At 74.2% G+C, this 19550-nt stretch carries 18 protein-coding genes; 4 read left to right on the top strand and 14 right to left on the bottom strand.

Annotation, left to right across the window (positions count from 1 at the left end):
* Positions 1-54: 54 nt before the first annotated feature.
* The 3 genes from ACFVQZ_RS10575 to rimP all read right to left on the bottom strand — a co-directional run bounded on the left by ACFVQZ_RS10575 (position 55) and on the right by rimP (position 1936).
* On the bottom strand, positions 55-345 hold the full coding sequence (locus ACFVQZ_RS10575; RefSeq protein WP_081959412.1) for a YlxR family protein: 291 nt from the start codon (positions 343-345) through the stop codon (positions 55-57).
* Positions 346-440: 95 nt separating this feature from the next.
* The gene (gene nusA / locus ACFVQZ_RS10570; RefSeq protein WP_030496578.1) at positions 441-1436 is read right to left on the bottom strand and encodes a transcription termination factor NusA; all 996 of its coding nucleotides are present in this window, start codon (positions 1434-1436) and stop codon (positions 441-443) included.
* Between the two features lie 2 nt (positions 1437-1438).
* Positions 1439-1936 carry a ribosome maturation factor RimP gene (rimP, locus tag ACFVQZ_RS10565; RefSeq protein WP_030496579.1) on the bottom strand — a complete coding sequence of 166 codons (498 nt, stop codon included), beginning with the start codon at positions 1934-1936 and terminating at the stop codon, positions 1439-1441.
* Between the two features lie 181 nt (positions 1937-2117).
* On the opposite strand from rimP, the gene ACFVQZ_RS10560 reads away from it, so the two are divergent.
* The 4 genes from ACFVQZ_RS10560 to ACFVQZ_RS10545 all read left to right on the top strand — a co-directional run bounded on the left by ACFVQZ_RS10560 (position 2118) and on the right by ACFVQZ_RS10545 (position 5057).
* Positions 2118-2669 (top strand): hypothetical protein, encoded by a 552-nt coding sequence (locus tag ACFVQZ_RS10560; RefSeq protein ID WP_383621026.1) that lies wholly within the window; start codon positions 2118-2120, stop codon positions 2667-2669.
* Complete coding sequence (locus ACFVQZ_RS10555) at positions 2666-3082, top strand: ferritin-like domain-containing protein (protein ID WP_030496581.1); 417 nt, start codon at positions 2666-2668, stop codon at positions 3080-3082. Before ACFVQZ_RS10560 ends, ACFVQZ_RS10555 begins: the two co-directional genes overlap by 4 nt.
* A gap of 57 nt (positions 3083-3139) precedes the next feature.
* Complete coding sequence (locus ACFVQZ_RS10550; RefSeq protein WP_030496582.1) at positions 3140-4036, top strand: aminoglycoside phosphotransferase family protein; 897 nt, start codon at positions 3140-3142, stop codon at positions 4034-4036.
* Between the two features lie 124 nt (positions 4037-4160).
* On the top strand, positions 4161-5057 hold the full coding sequence (locus tag ACFVQZ_RS10545) for a slipin family protein (protein ID WP_383621024.1): 897 nt from the start codon (positions 4161-4163) through the stop codon (positions 5055-5057).
* Between the two features lie 57 nt (positions 5058-5114).
* Here the strand turns inward: ACFVQZ_RS10545 and ACFVQZ_RS10540 are convergent, their stop codons facing one another.
* From ACFVQZ_RS10540 to ACFVQZ_RS10490, 11 genes are all read right to left on the bottom strand, one after another.
* Complete coding sequence (locus ACFVQZ_RS10540; protein ID WP_030496584.1) at positions 5115-6815, bottom strand: proline--tRNA ligase; 1701 nt, start codon at positions 6813-6815, stop codon at positions 5115-5117.
* A gap of 71 nt (positions 6816-6886) precedes the next feature.
* The gene (locus ACFVQZ_RS10535) at positions 6887-7432 is read right to left on the bottom strand and encodes a GNAT family N-acetyltransferase (RefSeq protein ID WP_030496585.1); all 546 of its coding nucleotides are present in this window, start codon (positions 7430-7432) and stop codon (positions 6887-6889) included.
* 28 nt (positions 7433-7460) lie between these two features.
* Positions 7461-8306 (bottom strand): GNAT family N-acetyltransferase, encoded by an 846-nt coding sequence (locus ACFVQZ_RS10530; protein ID WP_383621022.1) that lies wholly within the window; start codon positions 8304-8306, stop codon positions 7461-7463.
* Between the two features lie 236 nt (positions 8307-8542).
* On the bottom strand, positions 8543-9700 hold the full coding sequence (gene ispG / locus ACFVQZ_RS10525) for a flavodoxin-dependent (E)-4-hydroxy-3-methylbut-2-enyl-diphosphate synthase (protein ID WP_036415891.1): 1158 nt from the start codon (positions 9698-9700) through the stop codon (positions 8543-8545).
* Positions 9701-9804: 104 nt separating this feature from the next.
* Positions 9805-11112 carry a site-2 protease family protein gene (locus tag ACFVQZ_RS10520; protein ID WP_030496588.1) on the bottom strand — a complete coding sequence of 436 codons (1308 nt, stop codon included), beginning with the start codon at positions 11110-11112 and terminating at the stop codon, positions 9805-9807.
* The gene (gene dxr / locus ACFVQZ_RS10515; protein ID WP_383621020.1) at positions 11109-12359 is read right to left on the bottom strand and encodes a 1-deoxy-D-xylulose-5-phosphate reductoisomerase; all 1251 of its coding nucleotides are present in this window, start codon (positions 12357-12359) and stop codon (positions 11109-11111) included. Before dxr ends, ACFVQZ_RS10520 begins: the two co-directional genes overlap by 4 nt.
* Positions 12360-12393: 34 nt before the next feature.
* On the bottom strand, positions 12394-13629 hold the full coding sequence (gene aroA / locus ACFVQZ_RS10510; RefSeq protein WP_383621018.1) for a 3-phosphoshikimate 1-carboxyvinyltransferase: 1236 nt from the start codon (positions 13627-13629) through the stop codon (positions 12394-12396).
* Positions 13630-13768: 139 nt separating this feature from the next.
* Entirely contained in the window at positions 13769-15214 is a 1446-nt protein-coding gene (locus ACFVQZ_RS10505; protein WP_383621016.1) for an aldehyde dehydrogenase family protein, read from the bottom strand.
* Positions 15215-15365: 151 nt separating this feature from the next.
* Positions 15366-16799, bottom strand: coding sequence for a PQQ-binding-like beta-propeller repeat protein (locus ACFVQZ_RS10500; RefSeq protein ID WP_383621014.1), 1434 nt, complete (start codon positions 16797-16799; stop codon positions 15366-15368).
* Between the two features lie 78 nt (positions 16800-16877).
* Positions 16878-17897: an EamA family transporter gene (locus ACFVQZ_RS10495; protein WP_383621012.1), complete on the bottom strand. Its 1020-nt coding sequence runs from the start codon at positions 17895-17897 to the stop codon at positions 16878-16880.
* Between the two features lie 88 nt (positions 17898-17985).
* On the bottom strand, positions 17986-19542 hold the full coding sequence (locus tag ACFVQZ_RS10490) for a PucR family transcriptional regulator (protein WP_383621010.1): 1557 nt from the start codon (positions 19540-19542) through the stop codon (positions 17986-17988).
* Positions 19543-19550 lie beyond the last annotated feature (8 nt).

Below are 19550 nucleotides of genomic sequence, written 5' to 3'. Positions count from 1 at the left end.
ACTTCCGACTCGCGAGGTACCTGACCGCACGGGGTTCCGTGCCGTACTTCCTGTTCACTGCGGTGCCGCCGGGGCGGCCTGCTCGATGTGCTCCCGCAGGGCCGCCGTGTCGAGCGGTCCCGGGACCTTGAAGGCCCTGGGGAACGCCCGGCGGCGGACCGCGAGGTCGAGACAGTGCGAGGCGGGGTGCACGTACGCACCCCGGCCGGGCAGCGTACCGCGACGATCGGGGACGCACTCGTCCTTGATCACCACGATCCGCAGCAGATCGCTCTTGGCCGCTCGCTCCCGGCATCCCACACAGGTTCGCTCAGGGCACGCGCGGGCATGCGTCCGGCCAGACACGATTAAGTCTACCTCCCCGTACCGACCTCACCCCTTTGGGGCAAAAATCGAACAGCTGTTGGCCAAAAACGATCTCCGGCTTGCGGAGTCGCCGCTCAGCCCTCCTCGGCCGCGGTCTCCGTGTCCGGCCGGATGTCGATCCGCCAGCCGGTGAGCCGCGCGGCCAGCCGGGCGTTCTGGCCCTCCTTGCCGATGGCGAGGGAGAGCTGGTAGTCGGGCACGGTCACCCGGGCGGACCGGGCGGCGGCGTCGACGACCTCGACCTTGGAGACCCGGGCCGGCGACAGCGCGTTCGCCACCAGCTCGGCCGGGTCGTCCGACCAGTCGACGATGTCGATCTTCTCGCCCAGCAGCTCCGCCATCACGTTCCGGACCCGGCTGCCCATGGGGCCGATGCAGGCGCCCTTGGCGTTCAGGCCCGAACGGGTGGAACGGACCGCGATCTTGGTGCGGTGGCCGGCCTCGCGGGCGATCGCCGCGATCTCCACCGAGCCGTCGGCGATCTCCGGCACCTCCAGGGCGAAGAGCTTCTTCACCAGATTGGGGTGGGTGCGCGAGAGGGTGACGGACGGGCCGCGGACGCCCTTGGCCACCCGGACGACGTACGTGCGCAGCCGCAGACCGTGCGTGTACTCCTCGCCCGGCACCTGCTCCTGCACCGGAAGGATGGCCTCCAGCTTGTCGTCCAGCTTGACGAGGACGTTCTTCGGGTCCTTGCCCTGCTGCACCACACCGGCGACGACGTCGCCCTCGCGGCGGGCGTACTCGCCGAAGGTGACGTCGTTCTCGGCGTCGCGCAGCCGCTGCTGGATGACCTGGCGGGCGGTGCTCGCCGCGATGCGGCCGAAGTCCGACGGGGTGTCGTCGAACTCCTTGGGCTCCTGCCCCTCCTCCAGGTCCGCCGGGTCCTCCTCGGCCCAGACCGTCACGTGCCCGGTGTGCCGGTCCAGCTCCACGCGCGCGTGGCGGCGGGCGGACGGGGTGCGGTGGTACGCGATGAGGAGGGCCGACTCGATCGCCTCGACCAGCATCTCGAAGGAGATCTCCTTCTCCTGCGCCAAGCCCTTCAGAAGCTTCACGTCGATGTCCACGGCTACGCCTCCTCTTCCTTCTTGTCCTTGCGGTTGAACTCGATCTCGACACGCGCCTTCGCGATCTCGTCGAACGCGACGCGGCGGGCGGTGGCCTTGCGGCCCTTCACGCCCGGCACCTCGGTGTCGAGGCCGTCCTCGTCCACCGCCAGGATGCGGGTGACCAGCTCCCCGCCCTCGACGAGCTGGAGCTTCACCAGGCGGCCGGTGGCCCGGACGTAGTGGCGGTGCTCGGAGAGCGGGCGGTCGGCGCCCGGGGAGCTGACCTCCAGGACGTACTCGCCGTCGCCCATGGCGTCGGTCTCGTCCAGCTTGGCGGAGATCGCGCGGCTCAGTTCCGCGCAGGTGTCCAGCTCGACGCCCTCGTCGGAGTCGACGACGATCCTCAGCAGTCCGCGGCGGCCGGCCCGGGACACCTCGATCTCCTCCAGATCCAGGTTCTCCGCGTGGACGAGCGGCTCAATGAGTCCGCGCAGCCTGTCGCTCTGGGTGGTGCTCATCCGGGTGACTCCTCGGCCGCGTGTGCTGTTGTGGGTGCGTCGCTTGTCGCTGCGTGTCGGATCAAGGGTATCCGGTCCCGGAGGGTGTTGCCGTCCACCGCCGGGGCCCCCGCGGGTACGCTCGCCTGCGGTGATCTTCGACGGGCGGCCGGGAGGGGTCCGGAATGCTGAGGGAGAGAGCGTGACGACGACGGGCAGACGCGCCGTGCTCGCGGCGGGGGCCTCGGCCGCCGCGGCGGCCCTGACGGGGTGCACCTCCGACGGCGCGGGCCCGCCCCGGCCGAGCGCCGCGGAGGAGGCGGCGGCCCGCGAGGCCGAACGGGTGGCCCGCGCGGAGGCCGCGCTCCGCCGCCGCGCGGTGACCGCCTCGCGGACCCTGCTGGAACGTTACGACGCGGTCCTGGCCGCCCATCCCGCCCTCCACGCGCGCGTGGCGCCCCTCCGCACCTCCGCGGCGGCCCACGTGAAGGCCCTCGGCGAGACCGCCTCCCCGTCCCCCGGGACCCCGAGCGCCGGTACGGGCTCCGCCACCGCGACGCCCGCCGCCGGGAGGGCCGTACCCGCCGATCCGAAGGCCGCGCTGCGGGAGCTGGCCGGGGCCGCGCGGGCCGCGTCCGACGCGCACACCGCCGAGCTGGTCGCGGCCCCGCCCGAGTACGCCCGGCTGCTCGCCTCCGTCGCCGCCGCCGGCGCCGCCCACGCCTACCTCCTCACCGAAGGGGCCCGCGCATGAGCGCCCTCCAGGCCGCCCAGGCCGCCCTCGCCGCCGAGCACGCGGCCGTCTACGGCTACGGCGTCGTCGGCGGCCGGGTCGCCGACGCCCGCCGGGCCGAGGCGACCGCCGCGTACGAGGCGCACCGGGCCCGCCGGGACGCGCTGCGCCGCACCGTCCGCGACCTCGGCGGCACCCCGGCCGCCGCCGCGGCCGCGTACGAGCTGCCGTTCCGGGTGGCGGACCCGGCGGGCGCGGTCCGGCTCGCGGCCGTGCTGGAGGACCGGGTCGCCGGGGTCTACTCCGACCTGGTGCGGGCCGCCGACGGCGCGCTGCGCCGGGAGGCCGCGGCGGCGCTCCGGGAGGCGGCGGTCCGCGCGGTGCGGTGGCGCGGCAGCGACGTAACCTTTCCTGGGCTCGCCGAGCGGGTGTGAGAGTCCGGCCCCCACCAGCCCTGATCACCCCGCCCCAGCAGAAGGAACAACGCACGCATGGGTTTCGAAGCACCCCGGCGACTGGTGACGGCGCTCCACGAGCGGTACGGCGACGCCGCCGCCGACTGGCTCGGAAAGCTCCCCGCCCTCGCCGAGCGGGTGCCCGGGGAGGCCGGTCTGACCGTCGAGCGGGTGGTGGCCCCCGGCGGACGCGGCAGCCTGGTCCTGCTCGTCCGCGACGCCGCCGGCGCGCCCGCCGCGCTGAAGATCGCGCCGCCGTACACCCGTCCGGAGCAGGAGCGGGACGCGCTCGCGCACTGGAACGGCTGGGGCGCCGTCCAGCTCCTCGGACAGGCCCCCGAGGGCGCCCTCGTCCTCGAACGGCTGCACCCCGAGGTGTCCCTCCGCTCGCTGCCCGAGGCCAAGGCGCTGCTGGAGGCCGCCGGCACCGTGCGGAAGCTGTGGGTGGACCCGCCCGCCGGGCACGGCTTCGACACCGTCGCCGCCCGCACCGCCCGCCAGGCGGAGGCGATGGAGCGGCACCGCGCCGACCCCGTCGCCGGCGACCTGACCGCCGCCGCGCTCGCCGCCCGCGAGGAACTGCTCGCCGCGCCCGCCGAGGAACTGCTGCTGCACGGCGACTTCCGGCAGGGCAAGGTGCTCGCCGGCGACCGCGCGCCCTGGCTGGCCGTCGGGCCCGACCCGCTGGTCGGCGAGCGGGCCTACGACCTCGCGCGGCTGGTACGGGAGCGGGTCGAGGACCTGGTCGCCTCCGCCGCCGGCGCCCCGGCTGCCCGGCGCCGCGTCAACAAGCTCGCCGACTCGCTGGACGTCGACCGGGAGCGGCTGCGCGGCTGGACGCTCTTCCGGACCGTCGAGTCCGGCACCCGCGCGCTGGCCGGCGGGCGGCGGCAGGAGGCCGAGTGGCTGCTGGAGTTCGCCGGCTGGCTGTGAGCCCGGACGCGGTGGGGCCCGGCGCGGTGAGTCCGGGCGTCCGGTGAGTCCGGGCGCCGGTGGAGGGTCCGCGGGACCGTGAGCGGGCATACCCTGAGGTGTATCCCTTTCTCAGGGGGCCGTGATGATCGAGGACATCCTTCTGGCGGCCGCGGGAGCGGGTGCCGCCGCCGTGGCCTACGTCGCCGCGGCGGCCCGCGTGGTCAAGCAGTACGAGCGCGGCGTCGTCTTCCGCTTCGGCCGGCTCCGGGGCGCCGTGCGCGCGCCCGGCTTCACGATGATCGTCCCGGGCGTCGACCGGCTGCACAAGGTCAACATGCAGATCGTCACGATGCCGGTGCCCGCGCAGGAGGGCATCACCCGGGACAACGTGACGGTCCGGGTCGACGCCGTCGTCTACTTCAAAGTGGTCGACGCGGCCGAGGCGCTGGTGCGCGTCGAGGACTACAAGTTCGCGGTCTCGCAGATGGCGCAGACCTCGCTGCGGTCGATCATCGGCAAGAGCGACCTCGACGACCTGCTGTCCAACCGCGAGAAGCTCAACCAGGGCCTGGAGCTGATGCTCGACTCCCCCGCGATCGGCTGGGGCGTGCAGATCGACCGGGTCGAGATCAAGGACGTGTCGCTGCCCGAGACGATGAAGCGGTCCATGGCCCGGCAGGCCGAGGCGGACCGCGAGCGGCGGGCACGGCTCATCAACGCGGACGCCGAGCTCCAGGCGTCGAAGAAGCTGGCGGAGGCCGCGCACCAGATGGCGGAGGCGCCGTCCGCGCTCCAGCTGCGGCTCCTCCAGACCGTCATGGCGGTCGCCGCCGAGAAGAACTCGACGCTGGTCCTGCCGATCCCGGTGGAGCTGCTGCGGTTCCTGGAGCGGGCCACGCCCGAGCAGGCGCCCGCCGCTCCCCCGCCCGCCGCGCCGCCCGAGCCCCCTCCCCCCGGTCCGCTTCCGCCCGTGGAGGACCTGACGGGCTCCTCGGTGGAGCCGGCACCCCGCCGGACCCCCGGCGGCATGGCGGCCTGACGCGCGCGGGCCGGCGCCCCTCCGGAGAAGGACGCCGGCCCGTCCGGCCGCGGAGCGTCAGGAGGTCAGGGCGGCGACGGCCTGCTCGACGGTCAGCTCCTCGCGCTCGCCGGTGCGGCGGTCCTTCAGCTCCAGGACGCCCTCGGCCGCGCGGCGGCCGGCGACGAGGATCTTCGGGACGCCGATCAGCTCCGCGTCCGTGAACTTGACGCCCGGCGAGACGCCGGCGCGGTCGTCGACGAGGACCCGCAGGCCGGCGGCGGACAGCTTGTCGGAGACCTCCAGGGCCAGCTCCGTCTGGAGCGCCTTGCCGGCCGCGACGACGTGGACGTCGGCGGGCGCGACCTCGGCCGGCCAGCACAGGCCCTTGTCGTCGGCGGTCTGCTCGGCGAGCGCGGCGACGGCGCGCGAGACGCCGATGCCGTACGAGCCCATGGTGACGCGCACCGGCTTGCCGTTCTGGCCGAGGACGTCGAGCTTCAGCGCGTCCGCGTACTTGCGGCCGAGCTGGAAGATGTGGCCGATCTCGATCGCGCGGTCCAGCGTGAGGCCGGTGCCGCACTTCGGGCACGGGTCGCCGTCCTGGACGACGACCACGTCGACGTACTCCGACACCTCGAAGTCACGGCCCGCGACGACGTTCTTCGCGTGCAGGCCCTCCTGGTTGGCGCCGGTGATCCAGGCGGTGCCGGGGGCGACGCGCGGGTCGGCGATGTAGGTGACCTTGTCCAGGCCCTGCGGGCCGACGTAGCCGCGGACCAGGTCGGGGCGGGCCGCGAAGTCGGTCTCGGTGACCAGCTCGACGGCGGCGGGCGCGAAGTGCGCCTCGACCTTGTCCATGTCGACCTCGCGGTCGCCGGGCACGCCGACCGCGACGATCTCGCCGTCCACCTTCACCAGCAGGTTCTTCAGGGTGGCGGAGGCGGGGACACCGAGGGAGGCGGCCAGCGTCTCGATGGTCGGGGTGTCGGGCGTCGGGATGTCCTCGGCCGCGGGGACGGCGGAGCCGTCGACCGGCTTCACCTCCTGGTACACGGCCTCCGTGTTGGCGGCGAAGTCGCAGTTCGGGCAGTCGGCGAAGGTGTCCTCGCCGGCCTCCGCCGGGGCCAGGAACTCCTCGGACTTGGAGCCGCCCATCGCGCCGGCGGTGGCGGCGCAGATGCGGTAGTCGAGGCCGAGGCGCTCGAAGATCCGCTGGTACGCCTGGCGGTGCAGCGCGTAGGAGTGGGCCAGGCCCTCGTCCTCGGTGTCGAAGGAGTACGAGTCCTTCATCAGGAACTCGCGGCCCCGCAGGATGCCGGCGCGGGGACGGGCCTCGTCCCGGAACTTCGTCTGGATCTGGTACAGGATCACCGGCAGGTCCTTGTAGGACGAGCACTGGTCCTTCACCAGGAGGGTGAAGATCTCCTCGTGGGTGGGGCCGAGGAGGTAGTCGCCGCCCTTGCGGTCCTGGAGCCGGAACAGCTCGGCGCCGTACTCGTCCCAGCGGCCGGTGGCCTCGTACGGCTCGCGGGGCAGCAGCGCCGGGAGGGAGACCTCCTGGGCGCCGACGGCGTCCATCTCCTCGCGGACGATCCGCTCGACGTTGGAGAGGACCTTCTTGCCCAGCGGCAGCCAGCTCCAGATGCCGGCGGCGGTGCGGCGGACGTAGCCCGCGCGGACGAGGAGCTTGTGGGACAGGACCTCGGCGTCCGCCGGGTCGTCGCGCAGCGTCTTCGCCATCAACTGGGACATGCGCTGGACCGGTGCGTTGGCCATGGTTCTCGTACTCCTGCCGGGACTGAAGGTGATGGCTAGGAGGTTATCCGGGCCGCCCCGTCCGCGAGAAATCAGTTCCGGCGCGGGAGCGGCAGCGGCGCGCCCATGACCGCGTACGGGCGGGCGGCGCTCGGGAAGTGGACCTGGCGGGCGAGGTCGACGTAGCCGAGCGAGCGGTAGAGGCCGCGGGCCGGGGAGTCCGTGTCGATCGCGGACAGGATCGAGCGCTTCTCGTCGGCGGTGTCCGTGATGGCGGTGATCAGCCCGCGACCCACCCCCCGGCCCTGGAAGGCGGGGTGGACGTGCAGCTCGGTGATGACGAAGGAGCCGTCGAGCCAGTCGGCGGTCCCGGTGGCGCGCAGATACGGCTCCACCACGGTCGACCACCAGTGGGTGCGGTCGTTGGGCATCCCGTACACGAAGCCGGCCAGCCGCCCGTCCGGGGTGGTGGCGCCGAAGGCGCGGGCGCCCGGGTTCATCAGGTGGCGCAGCACGATGTGCCGCCGCACCGCGACCTCGGCGGCGTCCAGGCCGAAGGCGACCGCCTGCACGGCCAGGGCCTCGTCCACCCGGGCGGCGAGGTTGACGGGTCCGATCACGGTGGGGGCGTCGTCCATGCGGCGCACCCTACAAGCGCCCGGCGGTTCAGAACAGGACGCTCATGAAGGCGCCGGTCTCACGGAAGCCGACACGGCGGTACGCGGCCCGGGCCGGGGTGTTGTAGTCGTTGACGTACAGGCTGACGACCGGGGCGACGTCGGCGAGGGCGTACTGGAGGACGGCGGCCATGCCGGTCTCCGAGAGGCCCTTCCCGCGGTGCTCGGGGGCCACCCACACGCCCTGGATCTGGCACGCCTGGCTGGTGGCGGCGCCGATCTCGGCCTTGAAGAGGACCTTGCCGTCCTCGATGCGGGCGAAGGAGCGGCCGGCGGCGACGAGCTCGGCGACCCGCGCCTGGTAGAGCAGGCCGCCGTCGCCGGCGAGCGGGGAGACGCCGACCTCCTCGGTGAACATGGCGACGCAGGCCGGCATGATCACGTCCATCTCGTCCTTGCGGACGCGGCGGACCAGCGGGTCGGGGGCGACGCCGGCGGACGGCTCCTCGGCGACCATGAGGGGCTGGTGGGCGCGGACGTCGCGGGCCGGGCCCCAGGACGGTTCGAGGAGCCTCCACAGCTCGGCGGTGGGACCGGCCGGGCCGACGATCGACGAGCAGCGGCGGCCGATCCGGCGGGCCCGGTCGGCGAAGGCGCGGACGGCCTCGGGGGTGGCGCAGATCGGGACCAGATTGGCGCCCGAGTAGCAGAGCGAGGCGAGCCGGCCCTCGGTGTACCAGCCCCACATCTCGCCGCCCAGGCGCCACGGGTCGAGCCCGGCGGCGCGGACGCGCGCGGTCACGAAGGCGTTCTCGACCGGAGCGCTCTCCAGGACGGCGAGGGCGGCTCCGAGGTCGGCGGGTTCGAGGACCCGGGTGGTGGTCTGTGTCAACACGTGGGGCCTCACCGTGCGGGTTCTGCTTCGTCCTGGCACTGTACCCCTCTCTTTTGGGGCTCGGCTCGCCTCCGGGGCGCTTCATGCCGGGCTCACGACCCCGGCCGTGCTCGGCCCGCTCGCCGGGGGTCCTCCGCGCCGCCCCCCGTCGCCCGGCTCGCTCGCCGGGGGCCTGCACGCGCCGAACCCCCCGGCGCCCGGGTGGGCGGCGGGGGGTTCGGGGAGGTGCGAGGGGGTCAGCCGGCGACGGCGACGGTGGGCTCGCCGCTCATGACGCCGTCCTTCTCCATCTGCTCGGCGATCTTGAGGGCTTCCTCGATCAGGGTCTCGACGATCTTCGACTCGGGGACGGTCTTGATGACCTCGCCCTTGACGAAGATCTGGCCCTTGCCGTTGCCGGAGGCGACGCCGAGGTCGGCCTCGCGGGCCTCGCCGGGGCCGTTGACGACGCAGCCCATGACGGCGACGCGGAGCGGGACCGTCATGCCGTCGAGGCCGGCGGTGACCTCCTCGGCGAGCTTGTAGACGTCGACCTGGGCACGCCCGCAGGACGGGCAGGAGACGATCTCCAGGCGGCGCTGGCGCAGGTTCAGCGACTCCAGGATCTGGATGCCGACCTTGATCTCCTCGGCCGGCGGGGCGGAGAGGGAGACGCGGATGGTGTCGCCGATGCCCTGGGACAGGAGCGCGCCGAAGGCGACGGCCGACTTGATGGTGCCCTGGAAGGCGGGGCCGGCCTCGGTGACGCCGAGGTGCAGCGGGTAGTCGCACTGGGCGGCGAGCTGGCGGTACGCCTCGACCATGACGACCGGGTCGTTGTGCTTGACCGAGATCTTGATGTCGCGGAAGTCGTGCTCCTCGAAGAGCGACGCCTCCCAGAGGGCGGACTCGACGAGCGCCTCGGGGGTGGCCTTGCCGTACTTCTTGAGCAGGCGGGCGTCGAGGGAGCCGGCGTTGACGCCGATGCGGATCGGGGTGCCCGCGTCCTTCGCGGCCCGGGCGATCTCCTTCACCTTGTCGTCGAACTGCTTGATGTTGCCCGGGTTGACCCGGACCGCGGCGCAGCCGGCGTCGATCGCGGCGAAGACGTACTTGGGCTGGAAGTGGATGTCGGCGATCACGGGGATCGACGACTTCCGGGCGATGGTGGCGAGCGCGTCGGCGTCGTCCTGGGTCGGGCAGGCCACCCGGACGATCTGGCAGCCGGAGGCGGTCAGCTCGGCGATCTGCTGGAGGGTGGCGCCGATGTCGGACGTGCGGGTCGTCGTCATCGACTGCACCGAGACGGGTGCGTCGCCGCCGACGGCCACGCTGCCGACCTGGATCTGCCGGCTCTTGCGGCGCTCGGCGAGCCGGGTCGGGACGGTGGGCATACCGAGAGAAATCGCGGTCATCTGTAGTGCAACCTCAAAGGTCGTGCGTCGGCGGGCTCGGGCTTCCGAGGTTACCGCCCCGGGGGCGGGGGGCCGGACACGGCGGTGCCCGGCCCCCCAGGGAGTTACGTGAGCTTCACCGGGTTGACGATGTCCGCGGCGAGGACGAGCAGGGTGAAGCAGACGAAGACGCCGGCCACCACGTAGGCGGCGGGCATCAGCTTGGCCACGTCGAACGGGCCGGGGTCGGGGCGCTTGAAGATCCGGGCCGTGTGGCGGCGGACGGACTCCCACAGGGCGCCCGCGATGTGGCCGCCGTCGAGCGGCAGCAGCGGGAGCATGTTGAACAGGAACAGGGAGACGTTGAAGTACACCAGCAGGTTCATGAACATGACCAGGATGCGCTCCGGCGGGAGGTCCAGGTTCATGAGCTCGCCGGTGATGCGGGCGGCGCCGACGACGCCGACGGGCGAGTCCTCGGCGCGCTCGCCGTCGCCGAAGGTGGCGTCCCACAGGCCGGGGATCTTGCCGGGGAGGGCGACGACCGACTCCAGGCCGTTCTCCATGAGCTCGCCCATGCGGTCGGTGGTCTCGCCGAAGGTGAGCGGCGCGACCTCCGTCTTGGAGGCGAAGCCGAGGTAGCCGGCCTGCTCGTAGGCGAGCGGGCGGACGACCTGGCCGTCCTCGTCCTTCTTCAGGACCTCGTTGGCGACCAGGGTGGGGTGCAGGTCGAGGCGCTGCCCGCCCCGCTCGACGGTGATCGTGGCGGGGCCGATGGTGTCCCGGATGTGGTTCGACAGGGTGTCCCAGTCGGCGACCGGGGCCCCGTTGAAGGCGACGATCCGGTCGCCCTCCCGCAGGCCCGCCTTGTGCGCCGGGGAGACCGGGTCGCCGGGGGCGCAGGAGTCCCGGTTGTCGCTCTGCTCGATGACGCACTTCTGGACGCCGGCGACCCGCGTGGTCTGCCCCTCGATGCCGAGCGTCATCAGGGAGCCGTAGAAGAGGCCGACGGCGAGGACCAGGTTCATGAAGGGTCCGGCGAACATGACGATGACGCGCTTCCACGGCTTGCGCGTGTAGAAGAGCCGGGTCTCGTCGCCGGGCTGCAGCTCCTCGTACGACGCCTCGCGGGCGTCCTCGATCATGGAGCGCCAGGGCGAGGTCGAGCGGGCCTCGATCCTGCCGTCCTTGCCGGGCGGGAACATGCCGATCATGCGGATGTAGCCGCCGGCCGGGATGGCCTTGATGCCGTACTCGGTCTCGCCGCGCTTCTTCGACCAGAGGGTGGGGCCGAAGCCGACCATGTACTGCGGCACGCGGATGCCGAAGAGCTTGGCCGTGGAGAGGTGGCCGAGTTCGTGCCAGGCGATGGAGACGAGCAGCCCCAGCGCGAACAGGACGACCCCGAGGATCGTCAGGAGCACTTCCGTCATGCGCGCGCCTCCGCGGTTGCCTTCGCTGCGAGCTCTCGGGCCCGGGCCCGGGCCCAGGTCTCCGCTTCCAGGACGTCCGGCACCGTCAGGGAGGTTCCCCCGGTGGGCCGTCCGTGTTCGGTGACGACCGCCGTGACGGTGTCCATGATGCCGGTGAAGGGGAGCCGGCCGTCGAGGAACGCGGCGACGCACTCCTCGTTGGCGGCGTTGAAGACGGCGGGGGCGGTGCCGCCGAGTTCGCCGACGTGCCGGGCGAGGCTCACCGACGGGAACGCCTCGTCGTCCAGCGGGAAGAACTCCCAGGTGGACGCCTTGGTCCAGTCGAAGGCGGGGGCGGCGTCGGGGACCCGCTCGGGCCAGCCGATGCCGATGGCGATGGGGCCGCGCATGTCCGGCGGGGTGGCCTGGGCGAGCGTCGAGCCGTCGCTGAACTCGACCATCGAGTGGACGTACGACTGGGGGTGGACGACGACCTCGATGCGGTCGAAGGGGATGTCGTAGAGGAGGTGGGCCTCGATGACCTCCAGGCCCTTGTTGACGAGGGTCGCGCTGTTGACCGTGATGACCGGGCCCATCGCCCAGGTGGGGTGGGCGAGCGCGTCCTCGCGGGTCACGTGCTCCAGCTCGGCGCGGGTCCGGCCGCGGAAGGGGCCGCCGGAGGCGGTGACGACCAGCTTGCGGACGTCGGCGCGGGTGCCGGCGGCGAGCGCCTGGAAGAGGGCGGCGTGCTCGGAGTCGACCGGGATGATCTGGCCGGGCTTCGCGAGCGCCTTGACCAGCGGGCCGCCGACGATCAGCGACTCCTTGTTGGCGAGGGCGAGGGTGCGGCCGGCCTCCAGGGCGGCGAGGGTCGGCGCGAGGCCGATGGAGCCGGTGATGCCGTTGAGCACGGTGTGGCACGGGGAGGCGGCGAGCTGGGTGGCGGCGTCGGGGCCGGCCAGGATCTCGGGCAGCGGCTCGGAGCCGTACCGCGCCTCCAGTGCCGTGCGCAGCTCGCCGACGGCCTCCTCGCGGGCGACCGCGACCTGGGCGACCCGGAGCCGGTGGGCCTGCTCGGCGAGGAGCCCGGCCCGGCCGCCGGAGGCGGCGAGGGCGGTGACCCGGAAGCGGTCGGGGTGGCGCAGCACCAGGTCGATGGCCTGGGTGCCGATGGATCCCGTCGAGCCGAGGACGACGACGTCCCGGCGGCCTTCGGCGCGGTCGAAGGCGATGTGCGGATCGGCGAGAGGAGAGGGGCGGTCGCTCATGCCCCCCATTCTTGCCGCAATCGCCTCGGGTCCTTCACGGGGTCCGGGCGAACGCGCCGAACACGCGGTGGAAGTCCGGGAAGGTCTTCTTCACGCAGCCGGGGTCGTCGAAGGTGATGCCGGGGGTGCGCAGGGCGGTCACGGCGAACGACATGACGATCCGGTGGTCGCCGTGGGTGGCGATCTCGGCGGGTCCGGCGGGGGTGCCGGGGTGGATCTCGATCCAGTCGGGGCCGGTCTCCACGGTGACGCCGAGGCGGCGGAGGTTCTCGGCGCAGGCGTCGAGCCGGTCGCATTCCTTGACCCGGGTGTTGGCGACGTCCTCGATGCGGACCGGGCCGTCGGCGAAGGGCGCGATCGCGGCGAGCGTGGGCATGGTGTCGGAGATGTCGCGCATGTTCACGGTGAGGCCGCGCAGGGTGCCGGTGGAGCGGACGGTGGTCGCGTCGGCGGTGGTCTCGACCTCGGCGCCCATCCGGCGCAGCACGCCGGCGAAGGCGAGGTCGCCCTGGAGGGTGCCGGTGCCGAGGCCGGGGACGGTGACCGAGCGGCCGGGCTGGAGCGCGGCGGCGGCGAAGAAGTAGCTCGCCGTGGAGGCGTCGGGCTCGACCGGGTAGCGCACGGCCCGGTAGCCGGTCGGGGCGACCTTGTACGTGCGGCCCTCCCGGGTGACCTCCGCGCCGAAGGTCCGCATCATCGCCAGGGTGATCTCGACGTACGGCTCCGAGACCAGGTCGGTGACGGTGATGTCGAGGCCGTCGGCGGTGAGCGGGCCGAGCAGCAGCAGCGCGGTCAGGTACTGGGAGGACTGGCCGGCGTCGAGGGTGAGCGCGCCGCCCCGGACGCCGTCGGCGTGGACGGTGAGCGGGTGGTGGCCGTCCTGCCCGCCGTGCCGCAGGTCGACACCGAGCTCGCGCAGGGCGGTGGTGAGCGGGCCGAGCGGGCGGCGGCGCATCTGCGCGGAGGCGTCGAAGCGGAAGGTGCCGCGGCCGGCGGCGGCGAGGGCCGGCAGGAAGCGGGCGGTGGTGGCGCCGTCGCGGCAGTGGACGTCCGCCTCGGCGGACCCGGGCCCGGCGGGGCGGCCCTCGATGTGCCAGGCGCCGGGCTCGCGCCGTACGGCGTACCCGAGGGCGGCGAGCCCTTCGGCGAAGCCCTCGGTGTCGTCGGAGACCAGCGGGCGCAGCAGGGTCGTGGTGCCCTCCGCGGCGGCGGCGAGGAAGAGCGCGCGGGCGGTGACGGACTTGGAGCCGGGGATGTCGATGACGGTCACGCGCGTCATCCTGCCGTGGCGGGCCGCGCCGCCGCCGTGCGGTCCGCCTGCTGGAACGCCTTCCGGAGGGGGACGCGAAGAGGCGGCCCGGGCCCCCGCACAGTGGGCCCGGACCGCCTGGTCTCGTGGGACGGATCCGTCAGAGGGCGAGGCCGGTGAGGACCAGCACGCGCTCGTAGGTGTAGTCGTCCATGGCGTACGCGACGCCCTCGCGGCCGACGCCGGAGCGCTTGGCGCCGCCGTACGGCATCTGGTCGGCGCGGTACGAGGGGACGTCGCCGACGATCACGCCGCCGACCTCCAGCGCGCGGTGGGCGCGGAAGGCGGTCTGCAGGTCGTGGGTGAAGACGCCGGCCTGGAGGCCGAAGTCGGAGTCGTTGACCGCGGCGAACGCCTCGGCCTCGCCGTCGACCTTGGCGACCGTGAGGACCGGGCCGAAGACCTCGGAGCGGGCCAGGGTGACGTCGGCGGGGAGGTCGGTGAGGACGGTCGGGGCGTAGGTGGCGCCCTCGCGCTTGCCGCCGGCCAGCAGCGTGGCGCCGGCCGCGACGGCCTCGTCCACCCAGGACTCGACGCGCCGGGCGGCGGCCTCGTCGACGAGCGGGCCGACGTCGGTGGCGTCGTCCGCCGGGTCGCCGGTGACCTGGGCCTCGACGGCCGCGACGATCTTCGGCAGCAGGCGGTCGTAGACGGAGGCGTCCGCGATCACGCGCTGCACGGAGATGCAGGACTGGCCGCCCTGGTAGTTGGAGAAGGTCGCGATGCGGGTCGCGGCCCAGTCCAGGTCGGCCTCGGAGGACCAGTCGGCGAGGACGACGGCGGCGGCGTTGCCGCCGAGCTCCAGGGTGCAGTGCTTGTGCGGCACGGACTGCTGGATGGCGTAGCCGACCTTGTCCGAGCCGGTGAAGGAGATGACCGGCAGGCGCTCGTCCTGGACGAGGGCGGGCATCCGGTCGTTCGGCACGGTGAGGATCGACCAGGAGCCGGCCGGCAGGTCGGTCTCGGCCAGGATCTCGCCCAGGACGAGGGAGGAGATCGGGGTGGCCGGGGCCGGCTTGAGGACGATCGGGGCGCCGACGGCGATGGCCGGGGCGACCTTGTGGGCGCTGAGGTTCAGCGGGAAGTTGAACGGCGCGATGCCGAGGACGACGCCCTTGGGGATGCGACGGGTCACGGCGAGGCGGCCCACGCCGCCGGCCTCGGTGTCCAGGCGCTGGGCCTCGCCGGCGTTCCAGCGGCGGGCCTCCTCGGCGGCGAAACGGAAGACGGAGACGGCGCGGCCGACCTCGCCGCGGGCCCACTTGATCGGCTTGCCGTTCTCGGCGGAGATGATCTGGGCGATCTCCTCGGTGCGCTCCGCGAGCCGCTTCGACACGTGGTCGAGGGCGGCGGCGCGGACGTGCGCCGGGGTGGCGGCGAACTCGTCGACGACCGCGTGGGCGGCGGCGACGGCCTCTTCGACCTGGGCCTCGGTGGGCACGGCGACCTTGCCGACCAGACGTCCGTCGTACGAGTTCGTGACGTCGAAGGTGGTGTCGCCGGTGGCCTCGCGGCCGGCGACCCAGAAGGCGTGGGTGGTCGTCATTGCGCGTCCCGGCCCTTTCCGTTGTCGGGGTGCGAGCGGTTGCTCTCCTGACACGTTAGGGCCGGGACCGCCGCGTGACGTTTGTCCGTCGTGGAGTGATGGCGGCCGCGGTCTGTCCGCTTCGTCCGAACGGGGCGGGGGTCCGGTGCCGTCAGCGCTCCTCGTACGCGGTGAGCGGCGGCAGGTACGCGTCGCCCCAGCGGGCCACGATCAGCCGGTCCTGGTGGCCGAGGACGTCCTTGACCTCGCCGGTCGTGCTGCTCACCGAGTCGGGGAAGGTGCGTACGTCGCGCTCCTCGCCGTCGTCGGCGTCGAGGACGACGAGGCCGTCCTCGGCCGTCGACCCGTAGAGGTCGATCAGGGCGGTGACCCGGCCGCCGGCCACCCGCAGCCCCATGACGTCCTCCAGGTCGCCGAGCTCCGCGCGCCAGAGCCGCTGCCCGCTGCGCAGGTCGAAGGCGCTGATCACGTCGTCGCCGTCGGACTCCATGGCGACGGTGTAGATCCGGCCGTACGCGACGCGGGTGCGGGCCGGCTCCTGGACCGGGGAGGTGATCCGCCCGTTCGCGACGCCCGAGTCGACGACGCCCTGGGCGCGTCCCTCGCCGTCGAAGGCCAGCAGGGTGGCGTACCCGGAGTGGTCGAGGCCGTCGACGGCGACCACGATCGGGTCGGCGGAGACGAAGGACGGCGTGTACGTCAACGGGTCCACGAGCCGGCGCCGGTCGAGGACCGACTCGGCGCGCACCCGTCCGTCGGCGGGGTCGAGGACAGCGAGCCGGGTGTCCTCGCCGTTCCCGCCGTCGCAGGCGAGGAGCGCGGAGATCCGGCGGGCGCCCGCGGCGACCGCGTACGGCACGCAGCCCTTCGGCATCTTCGCCGTCCACCGGGGCGCGCCGGTGGTCACGTCGAAGGCGCGCAGGGCGCGGTCCGGGTCGAGAAGGCCGGGTCCGTCGAGCACGGAGGCGTACCGCCAGCCGGGGTCCTCGTCGCGCACGACGGCGAGGCCGCCGCCGGCGGCGACCAGGTCGTGCTGGGCGCGGATCTCGCCGTCGGCGGCGGTGCGGGCGGTGCGCCACCGTTCGCGGCCGGTGGCGAGGTCGAGGGCGACGACGGCGGTGCAGCCGCCGCGCTTGTCGTCGCCGCCGGGGGTGCCCTGGGCGACGAGGGCGATGCCCTGGTCGGCGGTGCGGCTCGCGGAGCAGATCGTGGCGCCGCCGGAGGGCTCGTACCGCCAGCGGCGGTCGCCGGTGCGGGCGTCGACGCCGGAGACGCCGTCGGCGGAGCTGTGGACGAGGGTGTCGCCGGCGGCCCAGACGGCGCCGCCGGAGGCCGGGGTGCCGCCGGCGGCCGAGGTGCTCCAGACCTGCCGCATCGCGTCGCCGGGGAGGTAGCCCTCGCCGGCCAGGACGCCGGCGGTGATGCCGCCGCAGCCGGCGAGGACGGCGAGGAGGACGCCGCCGACGACCGAGTACCGGGCGAGCCGCGAGCCCTTCGCCTTCGGCGCGGCGCCGCCACCGCCGCTGCCGCCGCTGCCGCCGGGCTTGCCGCCGGCCGGTCTGCCCGCCTTCGCCGCTGTCGCCATCCGGTCCCCACCCCTTGTCGCCGTGCTCACGACCGATCGATACGAGGGATCAGGGTAGGGCCACGGCGATCTTCGCCGTCACCCCCTCCGCTCGGTCGAGACGATCAGGCAGACGGCCGCCACGACGATCCCGCCGCCGAGGAGGATCGGCCAGTTCAGGACCTCGTCGAGGATCAGCGCGCCGAGCAGGACGGCGACGACCGGGTTGACGTAGGCGTAGGTGGCGACGAGCGAGACCGGGGCGGACTGGAGGAGCCAGGCGTACGCGGTGAAGGCGATCAGCGAGCCGAAGACCACCAGGTAGCCGAGGGCGGCCCAGGAACCCGTGGAGACCGCCGCCGGGTCGAAGCCCCGGTGCTCGCCGCGGAGCAGGCCGACGACGATGCCGGCGACGCCGCCGGCCAGCATCTCGTACACGCTCGCGGTGAACGGGTTGGCGGGCATCGGGAGGCGGGCCGAGGAGACCGTGCCCAGCGACCAGAGCAGGGCGGCCACGAGGACGGTCAGCACGCCGCCGATGCCGACCTCGCCGCTGAGGCCGGGGAGGGTGAGGACGGCGAGGCCGGCCATGCCGAGGAGCACGCCGCCGTACGCGCCGAGCCCGGGGCGCTCGCCTGCGGCGGTGCGGAGCAGCACGACCCAGACGGGGACGGCGGCGACGAGGAGGGCGGCGAGGCCGGAGGGCACGTCGGTCTCGGCGAGGTTGACGAGGCCGTTGCCGCCGAGGATCAGCAGGAGGCCGACGAGGGCGGCGGAGCCGAGCCGGCGGCGGTCCACCTTGAGGGCGGCGGGTCCGTGCCGCCAGGCGACGATCGCGGCGAGGAGCAGGCCGGCGACGATGAACCGGGCGCCCGAGGCGAGGAAGGGCGGGACGGTCTCGACGACGATCCGGATGCCGAGGTAGGTGGAGCCCCAGACGACGTACACGATCGCGAGGGCCGCCCAGACGGCCCCGCCTATGCGGCGCGCGGGCTTCGCCGGGGCGGGGACGGTTCCGGGGGCGGCGGGTCCGGGGGCGGAGGTTCCGGGGGCGGGGGTTCCCGGGGCGGCGGGGGCGGTGGGTGAGTCGGGGACGGGATCGACGGCAGGGCTTGTCATGAGCAGGAGATTAGGCAGTCGGCGCGCGTCCGGCCAGGAATTCTGCCCGTATCCGGGCAGGAGCGGCCGGGAGCGCGCCGCCGGACAGCTACTTCTCGCCCTCGCCGGTCGCCTTCAGCGCCAGCCACAGCTCCATCCGGACGTCCGGGTCGTCCAGCGACCGCCCGAGGATCTCCTCGACCCGGCGCATCCGGTACCGCAGGGTGTGCCGGTGCACCCCGAGGTCGGCGGCGGCGGCGTCCCACTGCCCGTGCCGCGAGAGCCAGGCGCGCAGCGACGCGACGAGGTCGCCGCGGCCGGTCGCGTCGTGGTCCCGCAGCGACCGGAGCATGCCGTCGGCGAAGGCCCGTACGGCGTCGTCGGCGAGGAGCGGCAGCACGGAGCCGGCCGCCAGGTCCTCGTGCTCGACCAGCGCGCGGCCCCGCCGGCGGGCCACCGACAGGGACTGCTCGGCCTGCTTGTACGCGGCGGCGGCGGTCGCCGGACCGGCGGTGGCGGAGAGCCCGACGACGATCCCCGCGTCCTCGGCCTCGCGCTCGGCGTACCCGGCGGCGGCGGTGACGACCGCGCCGCCGTCGCCCGCCAGCACGACGAGCCGGCCGTCGCCCTCCGGCACCGTCAGCACGGCCTCGCCGGCGCGGGCGGCGGCGGCCTCCAGGGCCTCGGCGAGGACCGGCAGCGGAGGCTCGGCGGTCGCCTGCTCGCCGCCGGCCGGCTCGGCGACGAGCAGCCGGAAGGGGGCGTCGAGGAGGCCGCCGTACACGTCGCCGGCGACGGTACGGGCGTGCTCGGTCTGCCCGGCGAGCATCATGCGCAGCACGGCGCCGCCGAGCCGGTGCTCGGCGGCCTGGAGGGAGCGGGAGCGCTCGGTGGTGAGCGTGAGCAGCGCGATCGCGGAGTGGACGGCGTACCGCTCGGCGGTGCCGAGGGGCGCGCCGGTGCCGACGGCGAGCGCGCCGCGGACCCGGCGGCCGGTGCCGAGCGACTGGAGCTCGATCCGGTCCTCGGTGCCGCCGACGACGGCGCTGGCGGGCGCGGGGCGCTCGCGCAGCCGTTCCACGTCGGGGGTGAGGCGGGCGGCGCGGCGGGCGGCCCACTCGGGCGAGACGGCGACGACGCTGCCGGCGGCGTCGTAGAGCGCGGCCCAGCCGTCGACGTGCGCGGCGAGCCGGGCGACGACGGCGTCCGGGCCCTCGGCGAGCGCGGCCCGGGTGAGCTCGCGCTGCGCCTCGAAGCCGGCCGTGACGGCCCGGTACTGGTCGGCCGCGATGGCCGCCGACACGGCCTTGCTGATGGCGAGGAACGGGGTGCGGCGCGGCACCTCCAGGAGCGGCAGGTGCTCGGCGCGGGCGGCGTCGAGCAGGGCGTCCGGGATGGCGTCGTAGTTCACGCCCACGGCGAACCCGAGCCCGACCACCCCGGCGCCGAGGAGCCGCCGCACGTACCGCCGCATCGCCTCGCCGTCCTCGGCGTCCAGCGTGAGGGCGGTGGTCAGCAGCAGCTCCCCGCCCTCCATGTACGGCACGGGGTCGGCCAGCTCACTGACGTGCGCCCACCGGACGGGCGTGTCGAGCCGGTCCTCGCCGGCCCGGACGACGAGCCGGAGGGAGGAGTGCTGAACGAGCGAGGCGAGGGTGGGCGGCATCGGGAACC

It is taken from the genome of Streptomyces sp. NPDC057854 (genome assembly GCF_042797055.1).
Taxonomy (GTDB): Bacteria; Actinomycetota; Actinomycetes; order Streptomycetales; family Streptomycetaceae; genus Streptomyces.
The sequence above is the reverse complement of the archived record's forward strand: the minus strand, read 5'-3'. Positions and strand labels throughout refer to the sequence as shown.